General features: G+C 63.2%; 10 protein-coding genes, 1 tRNA gene and 1 pseudogene. 4 read left to right on the forward strand and 8 right to left on the reverse strand.

Translation table 11 applies throughout. From position 1 onward, the window contains the following. Nucleotides 1-9: 9 nt before the first annotated feature. A complete protein-coding gene (locus IVB54_RS23145; RefSeq protein ID WP_018459266.1) occupies nt 10-1,263 on the reverse strand; it encodes an ABC transporter substrate-binding protein in 1,254 nt (417 codons plus the stop codon). Nucleotides 1,264-1,443: 180 nt separating this feature from the next. Next, nucleotides 1,444-1,806, reverse strand: a complete 363-nt coding sequence (locus IVB54_RS23150; protein ID WP_247776460.1) for a DUF1428 family protein — start codon at nt 1,804-1,806, stop codon at nt 1,444-1,446. A 299-nt stretch (nt 1,807-2,105) separates the two neighbouring features. Here IVB54_RS23150 and IVB54_RS23155 point away from each other — a divergent pair. Beyond that, nucleotides 2,106-2,179: transfer RNA gene (locus IVB54_RS23155), tRNA-Gln, on the forward strand. 61 nt (nt 2,180-2,240) lie between these two features. Here IVB54_RS23155 and rnz read toward each other — a convergent pair. Beyond that, nucleotides 2,241-3,143, reverse strand: a complete 903-nt coding sequence (gene rnz / locus IVB54_RS23160; RefSeq protein ID WP_018459268.1) for a ribonuclease Z — start codon at nt 3,141-3,143, stop codon at nt 2,241-2,243. Nucleotides 3,144-3,407: 264 nt separating this feature from the next. Between rnz and IVB54_RS23165 the strand changes: the two are divergent. Then, nucleotides 3,408-4,908: pseudogene (locus IVB54_RS23165) on the forward strand (amidase). 24 nt (nt 4,909-4,932) lie between these two features. Here the strand turns inward: IVB54_RS23165 and IVB54_RS23170 are convergent. Then, nucleotides 4,933-5,538: a TetR/AcrR family transcriptional regulator gene (locus IVB54_RS23170; RefSeq protein WP_018459270.1), complete on the reverse strand. Its 606-nt coding sequence runs from the start codon at nt 5,536-5,538 to the stop codon at nt 4,933-4,935. Nucleotides 5,539-5,737: 199 nt separating this feature from the next. Here IVB54_RS23170 and IVB54_RS23175 point away from each other — a divergent pair, with 199 nt between their 5' ends. Further along, nucleotides 5,738-6,979 (forward strand): efflux RND transporter periplasmic adaptor subunit, encoded by a 1,242-nt coding sequence (locus IVB54_RS23175; protein WP_026233766.1) that lies wholly within the window; start codon nt 5,738-5,740, stop codon nt 6,977-6,979. 150 nt (nt 6,980-7,129) lie between these two features. Then, nucleotides 7,130-10,318, forward strand: coding sequence for a multidrug efflux RND transporter permease subunit (locus tag IVB54_RS23180; protein ID WP_018459272.1), 3,189 nt, complete (start codon nt 7,130-7,132; stop codon nt 10,316-10,318). Here the strand turns inward: IVB54_RS23180 and IVB54_RS23185 are convergent. The 4 genes from IVB54_RS23185 to IVB54_RS23200 form a co-directional block, all read right to left on the reverse strand. Further along, entirely contained in the window at nt 10,315-11,043 is a 729-nt protein-coding gene (locus tag IVB54_RS23185; RefSeq protein WP_026233767.1) for a sulfite exporter TauE/SafE family protein, read from the reverse strand. The two genes, IVB54_RS23180 and IVB54_RS23185, sit on opposite strands and share 4 nt — an antisense overlap. A gap of 14 nt (nt 11,044-11,057) precedes the next feature. After that, nucleotides 11,058-11,234, reverse strand: coding sequence for a hypothetical protein (locus tag IVB54_RS23190; protein WP_018459274.1), 177 nt, complete (start codon nt 11,232-11,234; stop codon nt 11,058-11,060). Next, nucleotides 11,227-11,484: a hypothetical protein gene (locus tag IVB54_RS23195; RefSeq protein WP_026233769.1), complete on the reverse strand. Its 258-nt coding sequence runs from the start codon at nt 11,482-11,484 to the stop codon at nt 11,227-11,229. Before IVB54_RS23195 ends, IVB54_RS23190 begins: the two co-directional genes overlap by 8 nt. Nucleotides 11,485-11,714: 230 nt before the next feature. After that, entirely contained in the window at nt 11,715-12,833 is a 1,119-nt protein-coding gene (locus IVB54_RS23200) for a helix-turn-helix transcriptional regulator (RefSeq protein WP_026233770.1), read from the reverse strand. Nucleotides 12,834-12,860: the final 27 nt, after the last annotated feature.

Raw genomic sequence — 12,860 nt, forward strand, 5'->3', positions numbered from 1 at the left:
CTTCAAATCTCACCAGCCCTTGTAGGGCAGCACCGGCGCCTTCGCGGCGTTGGCCTTCGGCCATACCGCGGTGTAGTTCTCGCCATCCTGGAGCTGGATGATGAGCCCGGAGGCGAGGATATTCTGGCCCTTGTCGTCAAACTTCACGCCCTTGTAACCCATCATCAATTGCTCGGGCTTCAGATCGGTCGTCTTCAACGCGGCCTGAATCTTTGCCGGGTCGGTCGAGCCGGCGCGGTCGATCGCGTCGGCCAGCACGAAGAAGCCCTGCATCTGACGGCCGACGGTGTCGTCCATCTCCTCGCCGCTCTTCTTCTTGTACATGTCGGCGATGATGGCCGATGGTGAGCCGGCCGGCCCCACCGACCATGACGAACGGTTGAAGACGCCTTGCGATATCTTGCCGACCGCCTTGATGAAGGAGGGATCGGAATAGCCGGCGTCATCGGCCAAAAGAACCGCCGGCTTGTAGTCAAGCGACTGCATGGTCTTGGCGAACAGGATCGCATCCGACGTGTAGCTGATCATGATGATCACGTCGGGCTTCTTCTCCTTGAGCTGGAGCACTTGGCCCTGAACGTCGGTCGCATTGACGGGATAGGCGACGTCAACTGCGATGGCTTGGCCCTTCTCCTTGAAGGCGGCGCTGATCGTGTTGGCGACCGAGGTGCCATATTCGGTGTTGTCGTGAACCAGCGCGATTGCATCGGTCTTGGCGCCCTGCGCCTTGATGTCGGCGAGGAAATCGACATAGGCCTTGGCGAAGTCGGTGGCGATCGGCGTGGTGCGGAAGAACCATTTGAAGCCGCGCTCGGTGAGATTGGCGGCGACCGACTCGGAGTTTAGAAAGGGAATGCCGTATTTTTCGGCGATGGCGCTCGAGGTCAGCGTGACGCCGGACTGATACGAGCCGAACACGGCGGCTACCTTGTCTTCCGTGATCAGGCGCAGCGCCTGGTTCTGGCCTGTCGCCGGGTTGCCCTGGTTGTCGGCGAACACGATCTCGATCTTGGCGCCGCCGAGGCCCGCAAGGCCTGCGTTCTTGGCAAGCGGCAGAGTGCCGAGCTCGGGATGAGCGTTGTTGATGATGTCCATTGCGACCTCGAGCGCCGCCTTGGCGTGCGCCCCGATCGAGGCGGTGCCGCCGGACATCGGCAGGATCGCGCCGATCTTGACGACCTTGTCCTGGGCCTGCGCGGCTGAAGCGAGCGCAAGGGACATCGCGGCCGCGCAAAGCAGCCCGGTGACGTGCTTCAATCTCATGAAATCAAACCTCCCAAGGGTTTCCCCAACCAGTTTTTTTGGAAGCTCGGCTAAGCGCCCGCTTCCGGTTGTTTATGCCTGGCGATGAGAGGATGGCATGCTGGCCCCGTACCGGCAAGTAAAACGGCTTGCCACGACGCTGCATGGACAAGCACCGACGTGTGGGCCGGGTCAGCGCCCTTACCCCATCACGTCGCTCGCCCGCAGCAGCGTCGTGAAACCGCCGTAGATCATGCGCTTGCCGTCGAACGGCATACCATCCAACTTCAGCCGCGGGTCCGCCATCACCTTCTTGTTGACGGTGTCGCGGGTCTCCCGGTCGCGATAGACGATCCAGGCGAACACCACGATCTCGTCCTCCTTCGCCATCACCGCGCGCGGAAACGAAGTCAGCTCGCCGTAGGGCACGTCGTCGCCGATGCATTCGACATAATCGAGCGCACCGTGCTCCATCCAAATCGCGCAGGCCGCTTGCGCCAGCGCCTTGTAAGCCTCGATGTTGTCCTTCGGCACGGCCAGCACGAAACCATCGACATAGGGCATCACGGATCTCCTTGGGTTGTGTGTCCGAAGGACGATGCGGTGCGTGACGATCCGACCAGGAACCGTGATTTTCGGATGAGGCAAACGGTCGCGCGCCGCCGCGGCGCTCCGCCGGAGCCCACGATGCCACGGCCCGCACGTCCCATGTGGACCGCAAAACATCCCTGCGTCGCAGCGCTTGCCAGCCCACAGCCGAGCGGGTAGAAACCCTCCACGCCTGAGCCGTGATTTGCGCGATAAGTGCCATCGGCCACAGCCGGACAAATCAACAAGCCATTGAATTTGTTCGGCTATTCCGTTGGGGAATGGTGTAACGGTAGCACAACAGACTCTGACTCTGTTTGTCTAGGTTCGAATCCTAGTTCCCCAGCCACCGCAGGTTAAGCAGCTCACAAACAGACCGTCAGAGGTTGCGCTCTCTTTGAGCGGTGCCGCTAAATCACGACGCGATCGAAGTCGGCGGCGATCCGCGTGTTTGGAAAAATCGCTGTCGCTTCGGCCAGAATCTCTTCGTCGCGATAACGCCCCGACATGTGATTCAGCACGAGTTGCCTGACGTTGTTCGCGGCGGCAAATGAAGCCGCCTCGCGCGCGGTGAGATGACCATAGTCCCGGGCGGTCGCGGCGTCGCGATCGAGGAAGGTCGCCTCGATCACCAGCAGATCGGCGTCGGCGACATGCCTGGACAGCCCGTCAGTGGTTTCGGTGTCGCCGATGACCACAAGCTTCCTGCCGCCGCTCGGCGGCCCCATGACGTCTTCGGGATAGATCGTGCGGCCGGCGATCACGACTGGTCGTGCCGCGGCCAGTTCTCCGCGCAGCGGCCCATCGGGAACACCGAGCTCGGCGAGGCGCTCCCGCTCAAGATGGCGGCGTGCCGGACTCTGGAAGCAAAAACCAAAGCTGTCGGTGTCGCGGTGACGGACCGGAAAGCAATCGATGGTGAAGTCGCCGGCGTCGATAACCTGTCCTTCGGTCAGCGGTGCGAACTCCACCGGGATCGGCGCCCTGCCCGCGCCCCACAGGCCGGCAAGCATGCGGATGACGATGTCGAGCGTGCCCTGGCCTCCATAGACGGTCATCGCGTCCGATTGCTGACGCAACCCCAGCGTCGAGAAGAGACCGGGGATACCGAGCACGTGATCGAGATGGGCATGCGTCAGCAGAATGCGGTCAAGCCGTCGAAAGCCCGCGCCGCTGCGCAGCAACTGGCGCTGCGTGCCCTCGCCGCAATCGATGAGGACGCGCTTGCCCGTGGCCTCCACCAGGAGAGCCGGATGGTTGCGCTCCGCCGACGGAACGCTGGCGGAGGTCCCAAGGAATGTCAGGGCGAACATGGTCGTCAGTATCCAGGCTTCGCCGCCCCCAATGCCACGTGAGCAGCAGCCCGTACAGAGCCCTCGATCGCGCATAGACCGCGGCAAGCAGTGGGTATCCCGCGATCTGATGGCCAGGCGCCGCCTCCGGCCCCCGACCGGCGGACAGATCTGGTTCCCGTTGCGTGGCCTCCTCATACCATCCGCCAAATTGCATGCTCGATACTCGGATCGATTTGCAGCCGAGCGACATCGACGCGGCGATGCAAGACAATGGAGATCGTGATGCCGCCCGGATTGACCGCCACTGACTGGGACTACGGCTCGATCAGCACATTGCTGAGCGCCCTGCACGCGCGCAAGCTTTCTGCGTCCGAGTTGATCGAGCATACGATCGCGCGCATCGAGGCGCTGGACGGGCAGATCAATGCCGTCATCGTTCGCGATTTCGATCGCGCACGAGACGCCGCGCGCGCCGCCGATACCGCACTTGGTCGCGGCGAGCGGCAGCCATTGCTCGGCATCCCCGTGACGTTGAAAGAACCGTTCAACGTCGCCGGCCTGCCGACGACGTGGGGCTTTCCGCATTTCAAAGATTTCCAACCCGCGGAGGACGCCCTTGTCGTCTCGCGGTTGAAGGCGGCGGGTGCTGTCATCATCGGCAAGACCAATATCCCGATCGGCCTCAGAGATTTCCAGAGCTACAATGACATCTACGGTACGACGAACAATCCGTGGGATCTCGGCCGATCGCCCGGCGGCTCTTCAGGCGGATCAGGCGCGGCGCTGGCTTCGGGATTCGGACCGCTGTCGATCGGCTCGGATATTGGCGGCTCGATCCGGGTGCCCGCGCATTTCTGCGGTGTGTTCGGACACAAGCCGAGCCTCGGCCTCGTCCCGCTGCGCGGATACAGCCTTCCGCCGGCACCGCCCGTTGCCGGCCAGGGTGATCTCGCCGTCGTTGGACCAATGACGCGCACTGCCTCGGATCTCGCACTCGCGCTCGACGTGATCGCCGGCCCCGACGAGACGCGCGACGGGATCGGCTATCGTCTTGCGTTGCCGGCCTCACGACACGACCAGCTCAGGGGTTTCAGGATTCTCGTGATCGATACGCATCCGTTGATGCCGACAGGCGATGCCGTGCGTTCCGCCATCGGGCGGTTGTCGGAACGGCTCGAACGATCAGGCGCACGCGTCGCGCGCTCGAGTGCGTCTCTGCCCGATCTCGCCGAATCCGCCCGCCTTTACATGAAGCTGTTGAACGCAGCGCGAAGTCCACGCCTGACACCGGCCGCCCTCGCAGAGGCGCAAGGAGTTGCCGCAGAACTCTCGCCCGACGACCGCAGCCTGCAGGCCGAGCGCGCGCGGCTGGGCGATGGTCCATCGCGAATGGCTGGCGACCGACGCGGCGCGCCTGCGGCTGCAACAACGATGGCAGGAGCTGTTCCGCGAGTTCGACGCAGTAATCTACCCGGCCGCCGCCGTACCGGCCTTTCCCCAGGACCAGTCCGAGCCGTTCGACGCGCGGCAACTCGATATCGATGGACAGCTCTATCCCTATGCCGATGCGTGCTTCATCTGGGCAGACCCCGCTTCGACCTGCGGACTGCCTGCAACGGCCGTTCCGATCGAGCGCACGCCATCGGGCCTGCCGATCGGCGTCCAGATCATCGGGCCTTATCTCGAGGACCGCACACCGATTGCGCTCGCCGGACTGATCGAACGCGCGTTCGGCGGCTTCGTCCCGCCGCCGTCGCTGTCTGCCACGCAATCGGTGAGATGATAGAGGCGAAGACGACAACGCTCGTCATGTTCTTGCAGTCGACTGCGCCTCGACCGCCTGCACCGCCACGCTCGCGACCTGCTGCAATGCCTCGCGGTCGGAGCCTGAGGACGCCATCACGCCCATGCCGACCGAGACGGCCGAAACGTAGCGCGCGAGTGCCGCGGGATCCGAGGTCGGCTTGAGATCGCCTTCGGCCTTGGCGCGAACAAAACGATCGCGAAGCTGGTCCTCGTTCTGGGCGCGCCGGGCGGCGAGTTCGAAGGGGACGCTTTCTGATCCGGTGCCGCATGCAATGCCGCCCTGCACGAGCAGGCAACCGGGCGGGTTGGCGGGATCGGTCTGCTTGTCGGCGATGCCCATCAGCATCCGTTCGGCGACGTCGCGGGCGGTGGGTGCCGCCACGACCTCGTCCATCCAGACGGTGCGCAGTTTGGTATAGCGGTCGAGCGCGGCCTTCAGCAGCCCTTCCTTGTTGCCGAAACAGGCATAGAGGCTGGGCGGATTGATCCCCATGGCTTCGGTCAACTGAGCGATCGTGGCACCCTCATAGCCATGGCGCCAAAACACTTCCATCGCCTGGTCCAACGCCGTTTCGGCGTCGAATTCGCGGGGGCGTCCCATGCCCATTTGCCTGTTCTCCTCGAAATCGGCGTCGTCCCTGACCCTAACGCCGGACCCTATCTCTTTGTTCTCGCTTTATTTTCTCTTCCACTTGCCAATTCTTGCGGTAAACCGCTACAATTTTCTTAGCGAATGGTACATAAGTATCTTGCGCTGCGGTATCCAGCTCCACATCTGTAGTGAACACTACATATCTGGAGCGCAAATGCCCCCCTCCCAAAATACCTCTCGCCCCGGCCATGTCCGCCGCCTTCTGGGCGGCGTCGCCATCGTGGGCGCTCTCGCCGTAGCCGGCTCGATCGCGACCGGCCATTACTTTCGTGCCGCGCAGGCGACCGCGACCGCCGCGGCCGAGCAAGCCGTCCCTGTCACGGTCGCGCTGATCGAACCAAAGCAGACCGTGCTGTGGGACGATTTCTCCGGTCGGCTCGAGGCCATTCAACGCGTCGAGCTTCGCCCGCGCGTGGCCGGCGCGATCCTGTCGGCCAACTTCATCGAAGGCGCGCTGGTGAAGGCTGGTGACATCCTGTTCAAGATCGACCCGGCGCCCTACGCAGCCGAGGTCGACAAGGCCGCGGCCCAGCTCGAAGCTGCGAAAGCGCGCGTCGTGTTCACGCAGAATGAACTTGAGCGCGGCGCGCAGCTGGTCGGCAACGCCGTGGTGACGCGGCGCGACTACGACCAGCGCGACAACGCCAACCGCGAGGCCATCGCCAACGTGAAGGCAGCCGAGGCGACGCTCCAGACCGCAAAGCTTAATCTCGACTACACCGAGGTACGTGCACCCGTGGACGGCCGCGTCGGCAAGATCGAAATCACCGTCGGCAATCTCGTCGCCGCCGGCACCGCCTCCCCCGTGCTGACCTCGCTGGTCTCGGTCAATCCGATCTACGCGTCGTTCGATGCGGATGAGGAGGTGGTGCTGCGGGCGCTGAACTCGATCGCAGATGTCTCCGGCAAGCGCGGCAATTTGGACCAGATCCCGGTGGAGATGACGACCTCAGGCGGCCTCTCGGCCAAGGGCCACATCCAGCTCATCGACAACCAGGTCAACGGCCAGAGCGGCACCATCCGTGTCCGCGCGGTGTTCAGAAACGAGGACGGGCGTCTCATCCCCGGCCAGTTCGCCCGCGTGCGCATGGGCCAGCCCAAGCAGCAATCGCTGGTCATGATCGACGAGCGCGCGATCGGTACCGACCAGGACAAGAAGTTCGTGATGGCGGTCGGCGACGACAGCCGCGCGGTCTACCGGCCGATCACCCTCGGCGGCTCGGTCGACGGGTTGCGTATCGTGACGGCGGGACTGAAGACCGGCGATCGCATTATCGTCAACGGCATCCAGCGCGTGCGTCCCGGCGCCCTGCTCAAGACGGAGATCGCGTCGATGGGCGCGCGCGGGCCGCAGCAGGCCTCCAACCACAGCAAACAGGAGGTGGTGCAACGCTAGCATTCTCCGCTTCCGGAGCGCGCGGGCAGCGCGAGCCGGAATGTCGAATTTGTTGAACTACCAAGACATCACTTCTGGATTTCCGGATTTGCGGGCTTTTCCCGCGCCCGGGAATGGCGGGAGGGTCGTCTCTCGCGCAGGGGCAAAGCCATGAATCTCTCGAAGTTCTTCATCGATCGTCCGATTTTTGCCGGTGTGCTCTCGGTCCTGATCTTCCTCGCCGGCCTGATCTCGCTGTTCGCGATGCCGATCTCGGAATATCCCGATGTCGTGCCGCCCTCCGTCCTCGTGCGCGCGACCTATCCCGGGGCCAATCCCAAGGTGATCGCCGAGACGGTGGCGACTCCCATCGAAGAGCAGATCAACGGCGTCGAAGGCATGCTGTACATGTCAAGCCAGGCGACCACCGATGGCGCGATGACGCTGACGGTGACATTCCGGCTCGGCACCGATCCTGACAAGGCGACGCAGCTGGTGCAGAACCGTGTGCAGCAGGCCGAGCCGCGCCTGCCCGCCGTGGTGCGGCAGCTCGGCATCATCACCAAGAAGTCGTCGCCCGACCTCACCATGGTCGTGCATCTGTTGTCGCCCACCGGCCGCTACGACATGACGTATTTGCGCAATTACGCCGTGCTCAATGTCAAGGACCGTCTTGCACGGATCGACGGCGTCGGCGACGTCCAGCTCTATGGCGCCGGCGACTATTCGATGCGGGTCTGGGTCGATCCGCAGAAGGCTGCCGAACACGGGCTCACCGCAAGCGACATCGTCAAGGCGATCCAGGCGCAGAACGTCGAGGCCGCTGCCGGCGTGGTCGGCTCCTCCCCGAATGTCAAGGGCATCGACCTGCAGCTGTCCGTCAACGCGGAAGGGCGGCTTGCGAACGAAGAGCAATTCGGCGACATCGTGGTCAAGACCGGTACGCGTGGCGAAGTCGTGCGCTTGCGCGACGTCGCCCGCATCGAGCTCGGCGCGTCCGAATACGGCCTGCGCTCGCTACTCGACAACAAGCAGGCAGTGGCGATTCCGATCTTCCAGGCGCCCGGCTCCAACGCGCTGGAGATCTCCGATCATGTCCGTGCCACCATGGCCGAGATCAAGAAGAATATGCCGGAAGGCGTGTCCTACCAGATCGTTTACGATCCCACCCAGTTCGTGCGCTCCTCGATCGAGGCCGTCATTCACACGCTGCTGGAGGCGATCGCGCTGGTGGTGCTGGTGGTGATCCTGTTCCTGCAGACCTGGCGCGCCTCGATCATTCCGCTGCTGGCGGTGCCCGTGTCGATCGTCGGTACATTCGCGGTCATGCACGTGTTCGGCTTCTCGATCAACGCGCTCAGCCTGTTCGGGCTCGTGCTCGCAATCGGCATCGTCGTCGACGACGCCATCGTCGTAGTCGAGAACGTCGAACGCAACATCGAGGGAGGGCTGTCGCCGCGCGACGCCACCTACCAGGCGATGCGCGAAGTGTCGGGGCCGATCATCGCGATTGCGATGGTGCTGATCGCGGTGTTCGTGCCGCTCGCCTTCATCTCCGGCCTCACCGGGCAGTTCTACAAGCAGTTCGCGCTGACGATCGCGATCTCGACCGTGATCTCCGCCATCAATTCGCTGACGCTGTCGCCTGCGTTGTCGGCGCTGCTGCTCAAGGGACACAATGAGCCGAAGGACCGGCTGACGATCATCATGGAAAAGGGCCTTGGCTGGTTCTTCCGTGGCTTCAACAAGGTGTTCACACGCTCGTCGGAGAATTACAGCGGCACCGTCACCAAGGTGATATCAGGCAAGGCCGCAGTGATGGGACTGTATGTGGTGTTGGTCGGCGTGACCGCGCTTCTGTTCCAGCAGGTGCCGAGCGGCTTCGTGCCGGGCCAGGACAAACAGTATCTGGTCGGTTTCTCGCGGCTGCCCGACGGCGCAGCGCTCGATCGCACTGAAGAGGTGATCCGCAAGATGAGCGACATCGCGCTGACCCAGCCAGGTGTCGAGAGTTCGGTCGCCTTTCCGGGCCTGTCGATCGCCGGCTTCACCAACTCCTCCAATGCCGGCATCGTGTTCTCCACGCTCAAGCCGTTCGACGAGCGCAAGGATCCTTCGCTCAGCGGCCCCGCGCTGGCGGCCGAGCTGAACAAGAAATATGCCGGCATCCAGGAAGCCTTCATCGCCATGTTCCCGCCGCCGCCGGTCAACGGCCTTGGCACCATCGGCGGCTTCAAGCTGCAGATCGAGGACCGTGCCGGTCTCGGCTATGAGGCGCTGAACGAGGCGACCAAGGCGTTCATGGCGGCGATGCAGAAGGCGCCGGAGATCGCCGGCGTGTTCTCGAGCTTCCAGGTCAACGTGCCCCAGCTGTTCGCCGACATCGACCGCACCAAGGCGCTCCAATTGGGCGTGCCCGTGACGGAGGTGTTCAACACGCTGCAGATTTACCTGGGCTCCTACTACGTCAACGACTTCAACAAGTTTGGCCGCACCTATTCGGTCCGGGTGCAGGCCGACGCGCCGTTCCGCGCCCGCGCCGACGACATCCGGCAGTTGAAGGTGCGCTCGTCCTCGGGCGACATGGTGCCGCTCTCGGCGCTCTTGAGCGTTCGCCAGAGCGCGGGACCCGAGCGGGCGATCCGCTACAACGGCTTCCTGTCCTCCGATATCAACGCGGCGGCTGCTCCCGGCTTCTCCTCCGGACAGGCGCAGGAGGTCGCGACGCGGATCGCGGCGGAGACGCTGCCGCCCGGCTTTGCCTTCGAATGGACCGACCTGACCTATCAGGAGTTCATCGCCGGCAATTCCGGACTGTGGGTGTTTCCGCTGGCGATCCTCCTGGTGTTCCTGGTGCTGGCCGCGCTCTATGAGAGCCTGACCTTGCCGCTCTCGATCATCATGATCGTGCCGATGGGTCTGCTGGCTGCTATGTTCGGTGTCTGGATCTCCAAGGGCGATAACAACGTCTTCACCCAGATCGGCTTGATCGTGCTGGTGGGACTCTCGGCCAAGAACGCGATCCTGATCGTCGAATTCGCGCGCGAGCTCGAATTCGCAGGCCGCACCCCGATCCGGGCCGCAATCGAGGCGAGCCGGCTGCGGTTGCGCCCGATCCTGATGACGTCGATGGCGTTCATCATGGGCGTGCTGCCGCTGGTGCTCTCGACCGGGGCCGGCTCGGAGATGCGGCGCGCCATGGGCGTCGCCGTGTTCTCCGGCATGATCGGCGTCACCGTATTCGGCCTGTTCCTGACGCCGGTGTTCTATGTGCTGCTGCGGACCGTCACTGGCATGAAGCCGCTGACGCATCACGGCAGCGACACCAGCGCGGCGCCGGTGCAACCCGTCGGGCACTAAATCAGGGAAATCCCCGACAGCAACAACAAAACGAGCACGGTCTTGCGAAAGACCGTCTCGTTGACCCTGTGGAACGCGATCACGCCCAGCGCGGAGCCTGCGAACAGCGCCGGCAGGCTAACCGCGAGATCGACCAAGACCTTTGACGACAGATCCAGATGTCCGAACAGCAGCGCGATCGCGAACAGCTGCATCGCGGCGATGAACGGCTGCACCAGGCCGCGCTGCTCGCTCTTGGGCATGCCGCGCATGTCGCACCAGATCGTCGGGATCGCGCCCGGCATCGCGGTCAGTCCGCCGACCAGTCCTCCACCGAACCCGATCAACGCGACCCAGTGCCGCCCGACCGCCTCGCCGGCCGTCACCAGCGTCGGCCGCAGCAGCATGTAGGCCGCATAGAGCGCAACGATAATGCCGAAGCCGCGCCGGAGCAGATGCGTATCGGTGCTCTGGAGCAGCGACACCGCGATGGGAACGCCGATCAAGCCGCCGACGATCAGCAGCAGACTGCCTTCCCAGCGGATATTGCGCCGAAGCGACCACAGATTGGTGGCCTGCACGCCGATGCTGCACGCCATCATCAGCGGTACGGCTTCGAGCGGCTGAAACACCCGGAGCAGGATGGCGCCCGCTACCGCGGAAAAGGCAAATCCCGAGAGTCCGGAGACAAAGGCGCCGGCGAACACGGCAACGCTGAGCAGCATCAGAGTCGTGACATCAGGCACAATTTGCCCTCCGATCAATCGTAGGGAATTTGCGAGACGGGGACATCGGCGCTCTCGGTGCAAACGGCCGGCACGAGTGGAACCGACGGCTGCGCGTAAGCATGAGATCGCTCCAGCATCGCGAGGCCGACCAGTTGGAGAGCGACGAGCGCTGCCGTCAGCGCGATTGCGACGATGCTGGCGTTACGCACGTTCGAATTTGGGGTGGTCGCTCGTGCGCTCGCGCGGATCAACTCCGTTGGCATTTTCAAAGATATCCTCTTCACGGGAAACGGGAATAATTTCATTCAAAGACGGCGCTTCGTGCGGCTGGTCCAGCAGGTGGCGATAGCGCCGCAACACGCGCTCCGCGTCGATTTCCCGCTGCGCGCGGAGTACCGCGCCCATGCGGGCGACGATATCGCGGAATCTTCCTGTCAGAACTGGTGACGCCGTCCGCATGACAATCTCCTCTCAACCTGCACGAGAGATTGACGGAATTCGTTTCCGCTCGCAGTGAGTTGCTTCACAAAAATGTCTGGTAGGTCGAACAACAGATCGTGTGACGTCTAGTAGAAGACAACGCGGAAAATCGCGTCATTCGATCGAACGACGTGCGATAACTTTCTAATGATGCTTGTGATTGAACCTATTGCGAGCTACGGCGACTCGCCTGCGTTTTTGAACGCGTCTCAGTGCACGAGCGGATTGGAAAATCCAGCTGCGAGCTTGACGAGATCGGCCTGACGAGAAACGCCGGTCTTGGCGAACACGCGATGCAGATGCGTCTTCACCGTCGTCTCGGCGATACCGAGCGCAACCGCCGTCTCCGGCACGCCGCCGACATCGACGATTGACTGCAAGACCCTCAGTTCGGCAGGCGTGAGCTCGAAGGTGCGGTCAATGAGCCCGGCACACGAGCGGCCGTCGAGTTCCGCTTTCCAGATGAACAGGGCTCCCACTGCCGAACTGCGCTCGGCCACCCCGTCGCGCAGCAATGATGGCAGCGCGATGATTTGCGCGACGTAGTAGGAACCGTCATGCGACATCAACGGAATTTTCCGTCCCGAAGATGCCGCCAACGCGACCTCGCTGGTGTCACGGAAAATATCGCGCAAGGCTGAATTAGCAGCGGAAGATCTTGCCACCAACCTGCCCGAGACAGACCGCAGGACATCGTCGACGTCTAGGATCATCGCCGCGGCCGGATTGCTGTGGATGATATGACAGGTCGAATCGAGCAGGATGACACCGGCATTCAGTCGGTCCACGACGTCGGCAAGCGCGACCGCGCGCTGCTGCTTCCGCTCGATCGCCCGGTTGATCAACAGCGCCCGGCTCGCATGCGGAGCCAGGAACTGCATTCGCGCCCGCTGTTCCGCGCCGAGCATCTCCCTGCCCGGGATCACGGTCATTAGCATCGGACACGGCGACTTCGACTGCTCCAGCACCACGTTGGCGACGTCGACGCAGCCCTGGGGGCGCAGCCATTCCTGGTAGAAGCGGCCGCGGCGGTATTCGTCGAAATCCACGAGATCAGGGATATTGCGCACCTCGCCATAGCGCGGAAGCCGAGCAAGCGGGTCGTATCGGGAGTAGGTCTCCGCATAGAGCTGAATGTAGTACGGATCGACCCCGCAATAATAATGCGTCGCGCCTGATTTGCTGACCGGGTCCTTCGAAATCAGACCACAGGCTTGGCTGCCAATGAAGGCATTGAGTTTGACAACGACCTCGCTCCACAACTCCGGGTGGAGACCCGCGTCATAGATAGTCTCGATCAACTCGGACGGTTTTGGAGGTCGGGGCATCGGAAGAGCCAATGGTGACACATGGAG

The organism is Bradyrhizobium sp. CW1 (assembly GCF_023100665.1).
In the GTDB taxonomy this organism is placed as follows: domain Bacteria; phylum Pseudomonadota; class Alphaproteobacteria; order Rhizobiales; family Xanthobacteraceae; genus Bradyrhizobium; species Bradyrhizobium canariense_D.

Bases quoted from the DNA above. Each gene is read 5' to 3' on its own strand.
- IVB54_RS23145 (WP_018459266.1), bottom strand. From the start codon at position 1,263: ATGAGATTGAAGCACGTCACCGGGCTGCTTTGCGCGGCCGCGATGTCC.
- IVB54_RS23150 (WP_247776460.1), bottom strand. From the start codon at position 1,806: ATGCCCTATGTCGATGGTTTCGTGCTGGCCGTGCCGAAGGACAACATC.
- rnz (WP_018459268.1), bottom strand. From the start codon at position 3,143: ATGTTCGCCCTGACATTCCTTGGGACCTCCGCCAGCGTTCCGTCGGCG.
- IVB54_RS23170 (WP_018459270.1), bottom strand. From the start codon at position 5,538: ATGGGCATGGGACGCCCCCGCGAATTCGACGCCGAAACGGCGTTGGAC.
- IVB54_RS23175 (WP_026233766.1), top strand. From the start codon at position 5,738: ATGCCCCCCTCCCAAAATACCTCTCGCCCCGGCCATGTCCGCCGCCTT.
- IVB54_RS23180 (WP_018459272.1), top strand. From the start codon at position 7,130: ATGAATCTCTCGAAGTTCTTCATCGATCGTCCGATTTTTGCCGGTGTG.
- IVB54_RS23195 (WP_026233769.1), bottom strand. From the start codon at position 11,484: ATGCGGACGGCGTCACCAGTTCTGACAGGAAGATTCCGCGATATCGTC.
- IVB54_RS23200 (WP_026233770.1), bottom strand. From the start codon at position 12,833: ATGCCCCGACCTCCAAAACCGTCCGAGTTGATCGAGACTATCTATGAC.